12 protein-coding genes, 1 tRNA gene and 1 rRNA gene are annotated in these 13,351 nt (G+C 48.9%); 4 read left to right on the top strand and 10 right to left on the bottom strand.

Annotation, left to right across the window (positions count from 1 at the left end):
• The first annotated feature begins 97 nt into the window (after window positions 1–97).
• Complete coding sequence (locus BLP64_RS10035; RefSeq protein ID WP_092593922.1) at window positions 98–679, top strand: hypothetical protein; 582 nt, start codon at window positions 98–100, stop codon at window positions 677–679.
• On the opposite strand, the gene BLP64_RS10040 is transcribed toward BLP64_RS10035, so the two are convergent.
• The 6 genes from BLP64_RS10040 to BLP64_RS10065 form a co-directional block, all read right to left on the bottom strand.
• On the bottom strand, window positions 659–1,435 hold the full coding sequence (locus tag BLP64_RS10040; RefSeq protein ID WP_092593923.1) for a TatD family hydrolase: 777 nt from the start codon (window positions 1,433–1,435) through the stop codon (window positions 659–661). The genes BLP64_RS10035 and BLP64_RS10040 overlap by 21 nt on opposite strands.
• Window positions 1,436–1,459: 24 nt before the next feature.
• A complete protein-coding gene (prfC, locus tag BLP64_RS10045; RefSeq protein ID WP_092593924.1) occupies window positions 1,460–3,055 on the bottom strand; it encodes a peptide chain release factor 3 in 1,596 nt (531 codons plus the stop codon).
• Between the two features lie 128 nt (window positions 3,056–3,183).
• Window positions 3,184–3,825 carry an SCO family protein gene (locus BLP64_RS10050; protein WP_233340151.1) on the bottom strand — a complete coding sequence of 214 codons (642 nt, stop codon included), beginning with the start codon at window positions 3,823–3,825 and terminating at the stop codon, window positions 3,184–3,186.
• A gap of 5 nt (window positions 3,826–3,830) precedes the next feature.
• The gene (locus BLP64_RS10055) at window positions 3,831–4,571 is read right to left on the bottom strand and encodes a formylglycine-generating enzyme family protein (RefSeq protein ID WP_092593926.1); all 741 of its coding nucleotides are present in this window, start codon (window positions 4,569–4,571) and stop codon (window positions 3,831–3,833) included.
• Window positions 4,572–4,586: 15 nt separating this feature from the next.
• The gene (locus BLP64_RS10060) at window positions 4,587–5,735 is read right to left on the bottom strand and encodes a multicopper oxidase domain-containing protein (protein ID WP_092593927.1); all 1,149 of its coding nucleotides are present in this window, start codon (window positions 5,733–5,735) and stop codon (window positions 4,587–4,589) included.
• A 33-nt stretch (window positions 5,736–5,768) separates the two neighbouring features.
• Window positions 5,769–6,161: a c-type cytochrome gene (locus tag BLP64_RS10065; RefSeq protein WP_092593928.1), complete on the bottom strand. Its 393-nt coding sequence runs from the start codon at window positions 6,159–6,161 to the stop codon at window positions 5,769–5,771.
• Window positions 6,162–6,356: 195 nt separating this feature from the next.
• On the opposite strand from BLP64_RS10065, the gene BLP64_RS10070 reads away from it, so the two are divergent.
• Window positions 6,357–6,680 (top strand): ArsR/SmtB family transcription factor, encoded by a 324-nt coding sequence (locus BLP64_RS10070; RefSeq protein WP_092593929.1) that lies wholly within the window; start codon window positions 6,357–6,359, stop codon window positions 6,678–6,680.
• On the opposite strand, the gene rimI is transcribed toward BLP64_RS10070, so the two are convergent.
• The 3 genes from rimI to BLP64_RS10085 all read right to left on the bottom strand — a co-directional run bounded on the left by rimI (window position 6,672) and on the right by BLP64_RS10085 (window position 7,641).
• Entirely contained in the window at window positions 6,672–7,136 is a 465-nt protein-coding gene (gene rimI / locus BLP64_RS10075) for a ribosomal protein S18-alanine N-acetyltransferase (protein WP_092593930.1), read from the bottom strand. The genes BLP64_RS10070 and rimI overlap by 9 nt on opposite strands.
• The gene (locus tag BLP64_RS10080; RefSeq protein ID WP_092593931.1) at window positions 7,117–7,506 is read right to left on the bottom strand and encodes a hypothetical protein; all 390 of its coding nucleotides are present in this window, start codon (window positions 7,504–7,506) and stop codon (window positions 7,117–7,119) included. The genes rimI and BLP64_RS10080 overlap by 20 nt, the downstream gene beginning before the upstream one ends.
• Before the next feature lie 58 nt (window positions 7,507–7,564).
• Window positions 7,565–7,641 (bottom strand) — tRNA-Trp (locus BLP64_RS10085).
• A gap of 162 nt (window positions 7,642–7,803) precedes the next feature.
• On the opposite strand from BLP64_RS10085, the gene BLP64_RS10090 reads away from it, so the two are divergent.
• Both BLP64_RS10090 and BLP64_RS10095 read left to right on the top strand, forming a co-directional pair.
• Window positions 7,804–9,573 carry an autotransporter assembly complex protein TamA gene (locus tag BLP64_RS10090; protein ID WP_233340152.1) on the top strand — a complete coding sequence of 590 codons (1,770 nt, stop codon included), beginning with the start codon at window positions 7,804–7,806 and terminating at the stop codon, window positions 9,571–9,573.
• Window positions 9,570–12,983, top strand: a complete 3,414-nt coding sequence (locus BLP64_RS10095; RefSeq protein ID WP_092593932.1) for a translocation/assembly module TamB domain-containing protein — start codon at window positions 9,570–9,572, stop codon at window positions 12,981–12,983. Before BLP64_RS10090 ends, BLP64_RS10095 begins: the two co-directional genes overlap by 4 nt.
• A gap of 85 nt (window positions 12,984–13,068) precedes the next feature.
• Here BLP64_RS10095 and rrf read toward each other — a convergent pair.
• A 5S ribosomal RNA gene (gene rrf / locus BLP64_RS10100) occupies window positions 13,069–13,183 on the bottom strand.
• Window positions 13,184–13,351: the final 168 nt, after the last annotated feature.

The following is a 13,351-nucleotide window of genomic DNA, read 5'->3' on the forward strand; positions in this document are numbered from 1 at the left end:
GAAATTTAAATGATGCCCCACTCTACCACATCTGAGTGCCATGCTTTTCATACAAAGTTGGTTGCCTTCACGGGGCCATTCAGCGTATATTTGCCCCATGCTAAAAGTTCCTGATCATGTCACCAACATCTTCAAACTTATCTATCGGAGTGGCCGTCGCCTGGCGCTCGCGATCATCCTCATTGTGCTCATCGAACAGTTTTGGGGTTCCATGCAGAGCACGAGCTTGCGTGAGTTACAATCCTATAGCCATCAACTCATGAGTTTGACAGCGCAGCAAGCGGCGGCTGAAGCGCGCCACTGGATTCACGACAATGACGCGACCAATCTCGAGAGTTTAATTGAGCAGTTGCACCAGCAACCCTTTATTGTTGGTGCTCAAATTCATGACCGCTACGGGCAACTGATCGTTTCCACAGCCCCCCATCAAGCAGAACTCCATTCTCCTTCAACCTTAGTCCTGGTGGAAGAAATTCAAGCTGGGGCGCGACACGATGGCTACCTCACGCTATTTATTGATGAGCAGGCGCTACTGGAACAACCGGTTCGTATTCATCAGTACTTAGCGTTCTACGGACAATTTTTATTAGGGTTTGCGCTCATCGCCGGTATTTTTATCGCCTTTACCTATCATCGGTGGCGTTACCGACAACCAACCTCAATCAGCCAGCCCGAATAGGCGCTGGGCATTGCGCCATAGGCATTCTGCTAACTCCAAGCGCGGCATCTGCCGCAACTGACTCAATTCATCCAGCACCCGCACCACCTGAGCTGGCTCATTCCGCTGCCCTTGAAATCCCGATAATGGCATGTCAGGTGCATCGGTTTCTAGCAGTAAAAATTCCAGCGGGACCTGCGCCAACGCGCGCCGAGTTTTTTGTGCTCGAGGATAAGTGATTGTTCCCCCGACACCTAGCATGAAACCTAATTTTACCCAGGCCATCGCTTGTTCATAACTGCCACTGAAGGCATGCAGAATGCCTGGGTTAGGAGGGAGTTGAGCGGCAACAGGTTGAATCAACCGGAGGAGTTCTGCCTGACTTTGGCGATGATGCAAAATCAACGGCCGTTGCCATTGAATGGCCATTTCCAACTGAGCGACGAATAACTCATGCTGCTTTTCAACTTGCGGCACCACCCCATCAAGCCCCACTTCGCCCACCAAGGCCATGGCATTCTGTTGGAGCTGTGTCGCCACCCACTCAAGGTCACTCGGCTGATGCTCGTTAATAAAATAAGGGTGAAGCCCTACTCCCTGAATTAGGCGTAGGTTTTGACAATCATGAAGCCACTCGGTACGTGAACTTTGTTGGCGACTCACCCCTGGCACCACCAGCGCTTTGATTCCCACATCGAGCGCGCGCTGGACCACCTGTTGGCGGTCACCCTCGAAGGCATCAAAATTAATATGGCAATGACTGTCTATTAATTTCATGATGCCGTCGAATCCTCAAGCCGGTTAATGTTCTCGTGTCTGGTGGAAGGTAATATCTGGGTAGCGTTCCATGGCTAAGTTCAGATTGACCATGGTTGGTGCGATATAGGTTAGGTTATCCCCCCCATCCAACGCCAAATTCATCTCCGCCTTACGACGGAACTCATCCAGCTTCTTCGCATCGTTGCTTTCCACCCAGCGGGCGGTTGCCACGTTCACGTTCTCGTAAATTGCTTCCACGTTGTATTCCGTTTTTAAACGGTGCACCACCACATCAAACTGCAGCACACCCACCGCGCCTACCAATAAATCGTTATTGGTTAACGGACGGAATACCTGCACCGCACCTTCTTCGGCAAGCTGCACCAAGCCTTTCAACAGTTGCTTCTGCTTTAACGGGTCTTTCAAACGAATCCGGCGGAACAGCTCTGGCGCAAAGTTTGGAATCCCCGCGAACTTAAACTGGCTGCCTTCAGTGAAGGTATCCCCAATTTGAATGGTGCCATGGTTGTGCAAACCGATAATATCGCCAGGATACGCCTCTTCGACTTGCTCACGGTCCCCAGCTAAAAACGTTAACGCATCACTAATACGGACATCTTTCCCAGTGCGCACTTGGTGTAACTTCATGCCTTTTTGATACTGACCGGATACCACCCGTAAGAATGCGACGCGGTCACGGTGTTTGGGGTCCATATTGGCTTGGATTTTAAACACAAAGCCAGAAAACTCCGGTTCCGTGGCGGTAATTTCAGTCTCACTGTCGGTCATTCGAGCTAATGGCTGTGGTGCCCATTCCACCAGCCCATCGAGCATGTGGTCAACGCCGAAGTTACCGAGCGCAGTCCCAAAGAATACAGGGGTTAACTCACCGGCCAAAAAGAGTTCATGGTCAAAAGTATTCGAAGCACCTTTCACCAGCTCAATTTGCATCCGCAGCTCGTCAGCTAATGGGCCTAGACGGGCATCAAGATCTGGGTTATCAAGCCCTTGCAGAACATCGACTTCTTGAATGCGATGCCCTTGCCCACTTTTATAGAAAATCACTTCATCGTTCAGTAAGTGGTACACCCCTTTAAAACTTTTGCCTGAGCCAATTGGCCAAGTAATGGGGGCGCACATGATATTTAGAACACTTTCTACTTCATCTAACAGCTCAAGAGGATCCCGAATATCACGGTCCAACTTGTTCATAAAGGTAAGAATAGGCGTGTCACGTAAGCGGGTGACTTCCATCAGCTTAATGGTTCGTTCCTCAACCCCTTTCCCGCTGTCAATCACCATTAAACAGGAGTCAACTGCTGTTAAGGTGCGATAAGTATCTTCAGAGAAATCTTCGTGGCCTGGGGTATCCAATAAGTTGACTAGGGCATCCCCATAAGGAAACTGCATCACCGAGGTGGTCACCGAGATGCCCCGCTCTTTTTCCATTTCCATCCAGTCTGATTTGGCATGTTGGCCCGACTTTTTGCCTTTCACTGTCCCGGCTTTTTGCAGCTTATGACCGTGCAACAAAACTTTCTCTGTAATGGTGGTTTTACCCGCATCCGGGTGCGAGATGATTGCGAAGGTTCGACGTTTCGCAACTTCTTTAGCAATAGTTTTGGCCCGATCTGACATAAAATATCCGAATTCCTTAACGCTTTGAGGGAAAATTTTAATCACAAACAAATAAAAAGTGCCGCAAATTCTACCTGAATTCGCGGCACTTTTGTATGCTTACACGTTGCTCACGTGCAGATCATTTTTTAGTGGGCGTGGGCGTGACCCGCATCAATCATTTTTTTCAGCACAGCCACAGTTGGCTCAACGGGGCGGTTGAGGCCTTCAATTCGTTCCACAATACGGCCATGTTTATCCAACACAGTAATCAAATTGCTGTGGTCAAAGTTACCATCATCACGCAATCGGTAACGAATGCCCAACACCGTCGCTAAGGTACGGATATCGGTGTCATTCCCGTGCAAGAACGTCCACGCTGACTCATTTAATTGATACCGTTCCACATAGTCTGCCAACGCTGCTGGCGTATCGCGATCATTGTCAAAGCTTACCATGACCAGTTTCACATGCTGCTGGTACTCGGGCGGCAATGCGCTGTAAATCCGTCGGGCATCGTTCACTAACACCGGACAAGCCGTCGCGCAGTTGCCGTAAATCATTGAAATGACAACCGGCGAGCCTTGTAACTGACTTAATTCAATGGTCTCACCACGGTGCGTCTGCCAGAGGCCATCTAAGTGATAGATGGAATCACTCTGATTCACACTGGCTGCCTCCATGGTCACATGATGGCTATGGTCGTGATGATGTTGAGGGGCTTGTTGAGCACTTGCTGAAACCCAGCCTAGACTCAACATTAATAAAGCTGCCATGGTACTTTTATTCATGAGCATTACTCCATGTCATAAGCGCAACGGAATCCTAAGGTTCCTGTGGTGCTTTGCGGACGATAATTGCTACGTGACTGATAGCGGAAAAAAGTGGCATAACTTGCTTCACCTGTGTCCGTTAAGAAACGTGCTGAATCCCCACAAGAGCCCGATAGAATATCGGTTTCATCACCAGCCGTGATTAACAACTGAAAATCATCGACCCATTCATTCACGCGGTCATGCATGTAGGCTAACTGGGAATGATTGAGTTCCATATCTTGCAGACTGTATGCCGTGGGGTTGCTATGCCAACCAAACAAGCGCTGGGCATAGGCTTGATCACTGAGCCCTTGCTGTTGACGGTAAACTAGCGATGCATATTCCCATTCATTCAGCGTTGGCAAGCGGCCCCCTTGGGCTGCACAATAGGCCCGTGCAGCAAACCAAGACACTTGTGTGACCGCTTTCTTCTCATAGCCTTCAGGAATGGTCAGAGCGGCAGGCCAGTTTGCTAAATAATGGCCATCGTGAAAAATGGCAGCAATTTTATCCTTTCTCCATTTTTCGTGTTTCGTCACAAAATCCAAGTACTGAGCAAAAGTGACTGGGGTTGCATCCAACTTAAAGGCAGGCATTGCTAACTCTGCTACGGTCTCATCCAGTACAACAATCGGCTGATAAGGACCTGCCGGGATGGTAACCGGCTCGGCGGCTGCTTGTGCAGCCACCACCCATGCCATAACACCTAGCCACTTTTTCATCAGTGTTTCCTCTTGCTACTTCTTCCGTGGACCTGCGATAAGCAATCCACCTGCCCCACGTTCTGCGTCAGCGAACTCGTGGTCAACCAAGGTGTAGCGACCTTCTTCAGGAACAATAAACTCGATGGTTGCGCTACTGCTGGCACCTAACAAGACAGTCTGCATGCCGTACCAAGTATTACGTGGGTCACCTTCTGCCCAAACCCGGTCAAAAATCGCACCAATTACGTGGAAGCTCGAAGTTCCAGATGGGCCCGCATTCAGGAAGTGAATCCGTACTCGATCACCTTCGTTTGCCCGCAATGGGTTTTCGCTGAGCGCTGCCACATGGCCGTTAAAGACAACATGGCTTGGATCCCGTGCTAATGCAGCAGAATGGTCGTAGATATAGTCGTCACCCATTTGTGATAGGTACATTTCAGACTGCACAATCACATATTCATGATCGACATCTTTATCTGTTGGGTACCCCTCTTTCGGTGATACCACCACGGCACCGTATTGCCCCATTGCAGTGTGCATCAAGACACTTGAAGTCCCACAGTGGTACATATAAGTGCCTGGGTAGTTCGCAATCCACTCAAACTCAATGGTCTCGCCTGGGGCAATCGTTGCCCACTTGTCATCAGCCGCAACAGTCCCACTATGGAAGTCCATGGAGTGCGGCATCGGTGCAATCACTGGCTCATGCTTCTGTAATGGTGTATTTGCCACTTGTTGATAGAATGGCGCCGCACCTTTAAACGGCTTAGTGATCACCACCTCTTCGGTAGAACGGTTCTTCATTTTGAAGACAATGCGATCACCTTCACGCACGTGCAATACTGGGCCAGGGACGGTGCCACCGAAGGTCCAAGCGTTATAGCTAACACCCGGTGCAACTTCGACTTTCTGCGAGAATACGTCCATCCGTACTTCATGCTCTTTATTACCAACGTAATCGAGCTCAGCAAGATGAGGCACCATGGTGACGTAGTCCCCCACCACGGCTGGGCCATTGTACTCTTCGCGATAGATCTTCGCTTTTGGCATGCCATAAATTTTGCCGTCGATGACGTACTCAGTGTCGTGTTTCAATGGGACATGAGCGTCAACACTGACTGGGATTCCTGCAATCGACACAAGTAAGGCACTGGCTACTGCACTTTTAAAGAAGGTTTTCATAGGTTGTCTCCATGACAATGGATGTAAAAATAGTTACCGAATCGCTTTGACGTTTTCTGCTGAAATTTCTTTCGAGCCACCTGCGAACTTTTTATTCACATAATTCACAACCGCTGCAATATCGGCGTCAGTCATGTATGCCATGGGGGGCATCATGCCGTTATAAGTTGCCCCATTGATAGTAATCGCGCCGGACTTGCCTTTGACGACAGTTTCAGCAATATACTCTGGGTTATCTTTGATATTCGGGTTGTCGACAAGCGGTGGAAAGACCGCTGCCATCCCTTGCCCATTTGCTTGGTGGCAAGCCATACAGTTTTTCTTGTATACTGCTTCCCCAGCATCTGCGTAGGCAGCGCCAGAAATGATTGCCAAGACCGAAGAAACTGCAAGAATGCATGATTTAAATTGGTTAATATTCGCCATATCAACACCCCTTTTATGATGTGTTTTTTGATAGTTATAGAATACAGCATGGGGGGCTGAGTGCGAGTGAAATGAAGGAGTAAACCGGGGCTACCACTTTCAGGTTAGTGGAGGTATTCCCTTCAGTACGGTGTTACCAAGGCTTGGTTCAACTCATGTGATAGTGAATGACTTAGACAACGAAAGAGAATGACGATGATTCAAGATATACCGCTCGATTTGCCAGCACATGAAGCAAAAAATGCCGCTGCATTTCTCCGCTCTCTTGCCAATGAACACCGGCTACAAATTTTGTGTCGATTAGCCCATGGGGAAAGAAGTGTGGGTGAGTTGAATCAATATGTACCGCTCAGCGCTTCGGCATTTTCCCAACATTTAGCGGTGCTGCGGGAACAAGGATTAGTGCAGTTTCGAAAACAAGCACAAACGATTTTTTATTCGATTCGTGACCCGGATACACTAGCCTTTATTCAATTACTACAAGCCAAGTTTTGTGCCAGCTATACCCCTTCATCGTGACCCATGAGTCGGTTCCCAGCACATTAATACCGCCGCTTCTCGCTGGCCTGTGGCAGTGGGGTAGTAATCGTTGCGAGAGCCGCGATACATAAACCCAAGCCTTTGATAAAGCCGAATAGCGACTTGGTTTGATTCCCTCACTTCTAACCAAATGCACGCCCCTTGCTGCTGCGCTAATTGGCAAACATAGTCAACCAACCGCGTACCAATCCCCTGCCGCTGAAATTCTGGCGCCACCACGATATTCATTATGGTCCATTCATCAGCAAGTGGCTGATGCAAGATCAAGTAACCGATGAGTTGTGGCTGAGATTCGCGATACAGTCCGAATACCCGATAAGAAGGACTAAAACACGAGGCAAGATTGGCTTGCGACCACGGCAGTTCAACGGCCGCAGTTTCAATCTCGGCAATGGTTTCATCCCACTCGTGGAGCTCATGAATGTTGAATTGCATCGGCGCTTAATACACGTTGGAGATGCTGCCACAGCTGGCGCTTCAGGAGAAGGTCAGGAGCATTCATTGCAGCGGCTGACAAATCAAGGACTCGCGTCACTTCCCATTGCTCTTGAAAGGTTGGAGCCACTTGGGTCAAAGTAGTGCCATCAACGCCTAACACAGTGAATAGATCGAGTAGCCATTGAGAACGTTGTACAGGAATTGGCGTTGGCATCACCAACAACCAGTCGGCGACACGATACGTATGGGTTGCAGCAGGCGCCACGTCACCATTGGGTGAAGGATCAGGTTGACGCACTTGCCAAGCTCGCACACCTAGTGCAGCCAGTGCCTGTTTTTGAGAGGTTGTGAATAATTCTGCAGTCATGGGCTTTAGCCTAACCCAATTGCGTGGCTGAAAGAAGTGTTATCTTTCGTTATGAGACTGGCAGGGGTGGAGGGATTCGAACCCCCAACCGTCGGTTTTGGAGACCGCTGTTCTACCAATTGGAACTACACCCCTGCAACATGGGTCTGAATTATACTGTTCAAATAGAGAGTGGCAAGCAATTTGTGCTTAAGACACAATTGATTGCGTTATTTTTCACCACTTCACGCAATTCACAGTGGTATACTGCCAATCATTGAATCGTGAGCAAGAGAAGGTCAAGCCAAGGATATGGGAATGCGTTACATCCAGCAATGGGTTATTTTCCTAATGATGGTTATTGTTGTGCCAGCCCACGCGCAAACTCGCTGGCAAACTTCCGAGGCAATTTTAAAGGTAGAAATTACCGGCATTGAGGATGAACTGTTACGTAATGCGCAGCTTTTTTTGAGCTTAAAAGAGCTTGAAAACAAGCAAGTGCCTTCATTGTTTCGCGTGCGTTATCTTGCTCGTCAGGGCGAGCAAGAGATTTTATCAGCCTTGGAGCCATTTGGATTCTATAACGCTAGCGTGCAGCATCAGATCAACCAAACCGCTGACGTTTGGCTGATTCAATATCAGGTAGAGCTAGGTAACGTCACTACCTACAATCAGGTAACGGTAGATATTCGTGGCGCTGCTGAAGATGACGCCGCGTTCAAGAAACTCGTCACTGCGCTCAAACCCCAAACCGGGCAAGTCTTCGAGCATCAATCTTATGAACGCCTCAAAACGAGCTTGCGTAGTCTTGCGGCAGAACGAGGGTATTACGATGCTGAACTCCTCAAACACGAGGTCCACGTTGAAACGACAACTCAAACGGCAGACGCTACCTTGCTCTTTGATTCCGGTGAACGCTACCAGTTTGGGCCAACCTCTTTCTGCTGTTCATTTTTAGAAGACGAGCTGTTGCATCGCTTTGTCCAATATGAATCAGGCCAGCCATTCACCACCCGAAGCCTCCTTGAGCTACAAATTGATCTTGCTGGCAGTGGCTACTTTAGTAGTGTTGAAGTCTCCCCACAATGGCAACAAGCTGACAATCAAGAGGTGCCTATTGAAGTCTCCCTCAGTCCCAATAATCGCAACCGTTACCAGCTTGGGGTGGGGTATGGTACTGACACTGGGGCGCGTGTCACCCTTGGCTTTGATCGGCGCTGGGTCAACAGCCGTGGGCATCGGCTCAGCAGTGTGTTGCGCTTGTCAGAAGTACAAAATACGGGCTTTGTGAGCTATGTCATTCCTGGCAGAAATCCGGCACGCGATTCGTATAGCTATACGGGGGAGGTCACTGATCGCTCGTTTGAGCAGCAGCAATCCACCTTATATCGCACCGCCTTCAATGATATTCGCCACTATGATAAATGGCATCGAACGTATCAACTCAGCTATCAACGAGAAAACTTTGCGTTTGGTAGCGAGCCCACCACCTCTTCAAATTTCCTGATTCCAGCTATCGAATGGAGTCTTATTGATAGTGCCACGGTGCAGGACAACCGTAATATGATTGATGATGGTTATCGCCTTACTCTTTCATTGCAAGGAGGGCATGATAGTTTCCTGTCTGATACCAATTTTATTTCCGCCAAGGTCGGCGCAAAATGGATTCAGCGCCTCAACGACGATTGGCGTATGCTGCTGCGCGGTGAGGTAGGAGCGCTTACCGTCGATGACTTTGATCTCTTGGGTCCCACCTTACGATTTTTTGCCGGCGGCGATCATAGTGTTCGTGGCTACGCCTACCAGCAACTAGGTCCTAAAAATGCCGAAGGGGTGGTCATTGGGGGGCGTTATTTGGTCGCAACTTCGGTGGAATTTGATTATGCCTTCAAACCTAATTGGCGGTTGGCAGTCTTTAGTGACTTCGGCAACAGTATGATGGACTGGGATGAAAGCTTAAAACAAAGTGTGGGGGTTGGAGTTCGCTGGATCTCCCCTATTGGCCCCATTCGGCTTGATTTAGCAGCCGCTATCGATGAACCGGGCTCACCCTGGCGTTTGCATCTCACTTTAGGGCCAGATTTATGAGAATCGTTAAGTACTTAGCATGGCTTGTGGTCATCACCTTTGTGGTCATCCCTACACTGGTGATGTCAGTACTTATGACGACCAGCGGCACTCGCTGGGTGCTCGAGCAAACTGCTAAAATTGCAGAGATCGAGTTACAATTTGAGCAGCTTGAAGGAAACTTACTCGGTGAGCTTCACTTACGCGGAGTGGTGGTCGGTCAACCCCAATGGCAGTTAACGTTCGATTCTTTGCTCCTTGATTGGAGCCCGTCGGAGTTGCTGGATGGTCGCTTGGTGTTTAACACCATCGTCACTGAGCGCCTAAACGTGACATTAAGCTCAGCAGAGGACGCTGCTTCGGAACCCCAATCATCAATCGAATTGCCAACGCTCAAGCTCCCGCTTACGTTAGAGCTGGTCTCTTTCACTGCTCGGAATAATCGTCTTACTATCGATGGGCAAGACCATGACCTCCCCAGCATTGATTTAACCCTGACATGGCAGGAATCCAACGTCCATATTGAACATCTCGACGTTATCTATTCTCCTTTGTTCGCCAAGCTCTCTGGGCAACTAGAAACTACCGCGGATTACCCGCTCGATCTAAACCTCGATTGGCAGTTAACTCAACCCGTCCAACAAATCGAGATTCAGCAGATTAGCGGTCAGTCCCGCTTGCAAGGGTCGGTGGATGAGTTCCAACTGGCCAACCTCTTTTATGTTGCTGAGAGCACGCAGCAACATCAAGCACTGGTGCGAGTACGCAACCTGTTATCTGGCAGCCCAGACTGGCTAGCACAGGTAGAAATCGTCCAGTTTCCGCTGGCACCATTAATTCCGATAATCAACTTAGACACACCGGCGTGGTCAGAATGGCTCAAGACAACCCAGTTGACGGTTAACGCTCAAGTGGATCCGCAACAAGCCGTGTTAACCCAGCTGGTGGTCGAGCATATCGGTCAACAAGACGGTGTTATTACAGGGCACGGCGTACTTAGCAATTACTTGGAAGCTGTTGAGCAGCCAGAAGCAGTCACCTTCCAGGGGGAGCTCCAAGCAACGGCCATCGCGTTGCCAGAACCTGCAATGGAGCAACCCGTGTTGATTAAGGAAGTGACCGCTCAAGTGAATGGCAGCATAGCCCACTATGAACATGACCTCACTGCCAACGTGAATTGGCTGGGCGAGCAACCTTTGCAACTACACCTGACCGGTCAGGGGACTCAAACGACCCTCAACACTGAGCTTTTATTAACTTCTGATGTACTATCCGCCCAGATGACGGCCGACTTATCTTGGCAAGATGACTTGAGGTTACAGGCCGCGATTCACCAATTACAAGCACCTATCGGTCAATTTACCGGGCAGCAACTTGACCAACTCCATGCTCAAGGAATGCTTGGTTTTGAAAAAAATCGTTTGACGGCTAGTCACTTAACTATCGGCGCCGATGACAACCAACTGCGACTCAATGGCGCGATGACTGACGCTGAACCGTTACTCCTTGAATTGCAATTGCCCGAATTGGCTCTGCTACATCAACATGATTATGTTGCCGGGCAAGCGTCGGCGAGCCTCGCGATTACAGGGGATATTTTTGAACAACTGATCATTAATATTCATTCGTTTGAACTGGACCACCCCGACTTTGGCCGTTGGCAGCAAGCGAAAACCGGCAGTATTCAATTACCGATTGCACAGCCATTAGCAACATCGATGCATGATGTCTGTTTTAAGCAACAGGACGTGCGAATCCCCGCTGAATTATGTTTAATGACCGAGGCGACTCAAGCCCAGCAGCATACACAATTGCTTGGTAATAATCTGCCATTAGCGCTGCTTAACCGCTTCCGTGACTCCAATGTGGCGGAACGCATCTGGGGCTTAGCCACCCTGAATAGCTCCTTCATCTATAACACTTCCACGTGGGAAATTGAAAAACTCGAAGGTGAATTACGCAGCGATAACACGGTGTTATTTGCGTTGGATGAAGAAATTTCAACGCGTTTTGATTATTGGCAAGTGAACTGGAATGGCGATTTAAACCATATTGAAGCGAGTCTCACTGCTGAGTTAGAACAAAGCAAAGGAATGATCATTGGTGATATTGCCTTACAGCCTTTCGATGAAATGGGTGAGCTTGACGGCGAAATTCTCATGAACTTGAAAGATTTGACGGTGCTCCAGTGGGTCTTGCCAGATTTACGCTATGAAGACGCTCATGCCCTGGCTGAAATTAATATTTCGGGGACCAATCAGCAGCCAATGATTGAAGGTTCGGTGGAACTGGCGGCACGAGAAATCGGTTTTTCCCAAAGTGGTCTGTTGCTGAGCGATGTACGGATTGCGGCCTTTGATACCCCAGATAACGAAAACAGTATCACGTTGGATGGTCAAGCGCTGTCAGGGGACGGTTGGATTAGTATTAAAGGTTTAATCGAACCACTCAAACCCGAATTACTGATTCGTATCGAAGGAGATAAATTCCGTGCCATTCAGGTACCAACGGTCACCGTCGATATTAGTCCTAAATTAACGATTAGTTTGAAAAACTCTCGTATCGATGTCCAAGGTGAGGTCACAGTGCCATTAGCGCATATCGATCAACCAGAGATTTCGGAATCAGGTGTATCAGCGTCCAATGACGTGGTGGTATTAAAGAATGGGGAACCCTTTCGAGAGCAACGAAGCTTATCCCACTACCCGGTTTATGCGGATGTCCGCGTTAACTTAGGGCAAGATATCTCGGTGTCAGGTTACGGTTTTGAAGGTGGGCTAAAGGGCAGCTTGAGGCTCATTGAAACACCCACCCGCTCCTTAACTGCGTCAGGAAACGTATCCGTCCACAATGGCCACTATGAAATCTACGGTCAACGTCTTGAAATTGTACGAGGTTCGTTAATCTACAATGGCGGCCCCGTGGATAACCCGGGCTTGGATTTACGAGTTGAGCGGGCATCAGAAAATATTCTATCGACAGAAGATGTTCAAGTCGGCGCGCAAGTGAGTGGTACCCTCCACGAACCGAGCTTTCGCTTATATTCCATGCCTGCCATGCCAGACAGTGAGGTGTTGTCCTACCTTATCTTAGGAAGAGGTTCCGGCGCGCAGTTTGGCAGTGGCGATAACTTACAACTGCAGGCCCTGATATTGTTAGGCTCGAAAGGAACAGAGTACCTCGGACAATCACTACAAAGTACGTTTGGGTTTGATGAGTTCGGAATTGATTCAACGATGAACCCTAATGATACATCCTTTTATATCGGTAAGTACTTATCACCTAAACTGTACGTGAAATATGGTGTGGGACTTTTTGAGGATACCAACACCTTCCTCATCCGTTACCTGCTCTCTGATCGCTTGATCATTGAAAGCACCACCAGTACTGAAGCACAAGGTGGCGATATCTTTTATACCATTGAGAAATAAGGTCAAATAATCGAGAACGGTAGCAGATGATGAATCGCAGGCACAAAAAAACCCCGAGCGGTGAAGCTCGGGGTTCGCATTTGAAGCCTGGCAGTGTCCTACTCTCGCATGGGGAGGCCCCACACTACCATCGGCGCTGAAGCGTTTCACTACTGAGTTCGGAAAGGATCAGGTGGTTCCACTTCGCTATGGCCGCCAGGCAAAAACTGGTAACAATATCAACGCACTGATTGTAAAAACATGCCACTCTCACCATCACGTCGGTAAAAGCTCGAACTTATGTTGCAGTCACACAACCAAAACACTTTCGGTGTTGTATGGTTAAGCCTCACGGGCAATTAGTACGGGTTAGCTCAACGCATTACTAC

It is taken from the genome of Pseudidiomarina indica, from assembly GCF_900104245.1.
GTDB lineage: Bacteria > Pseudomonadota > Gammaproteobacteria > Enterobacterales > Alteromonadaceae > Pseudidiomarina > Pseudidiomarina indica.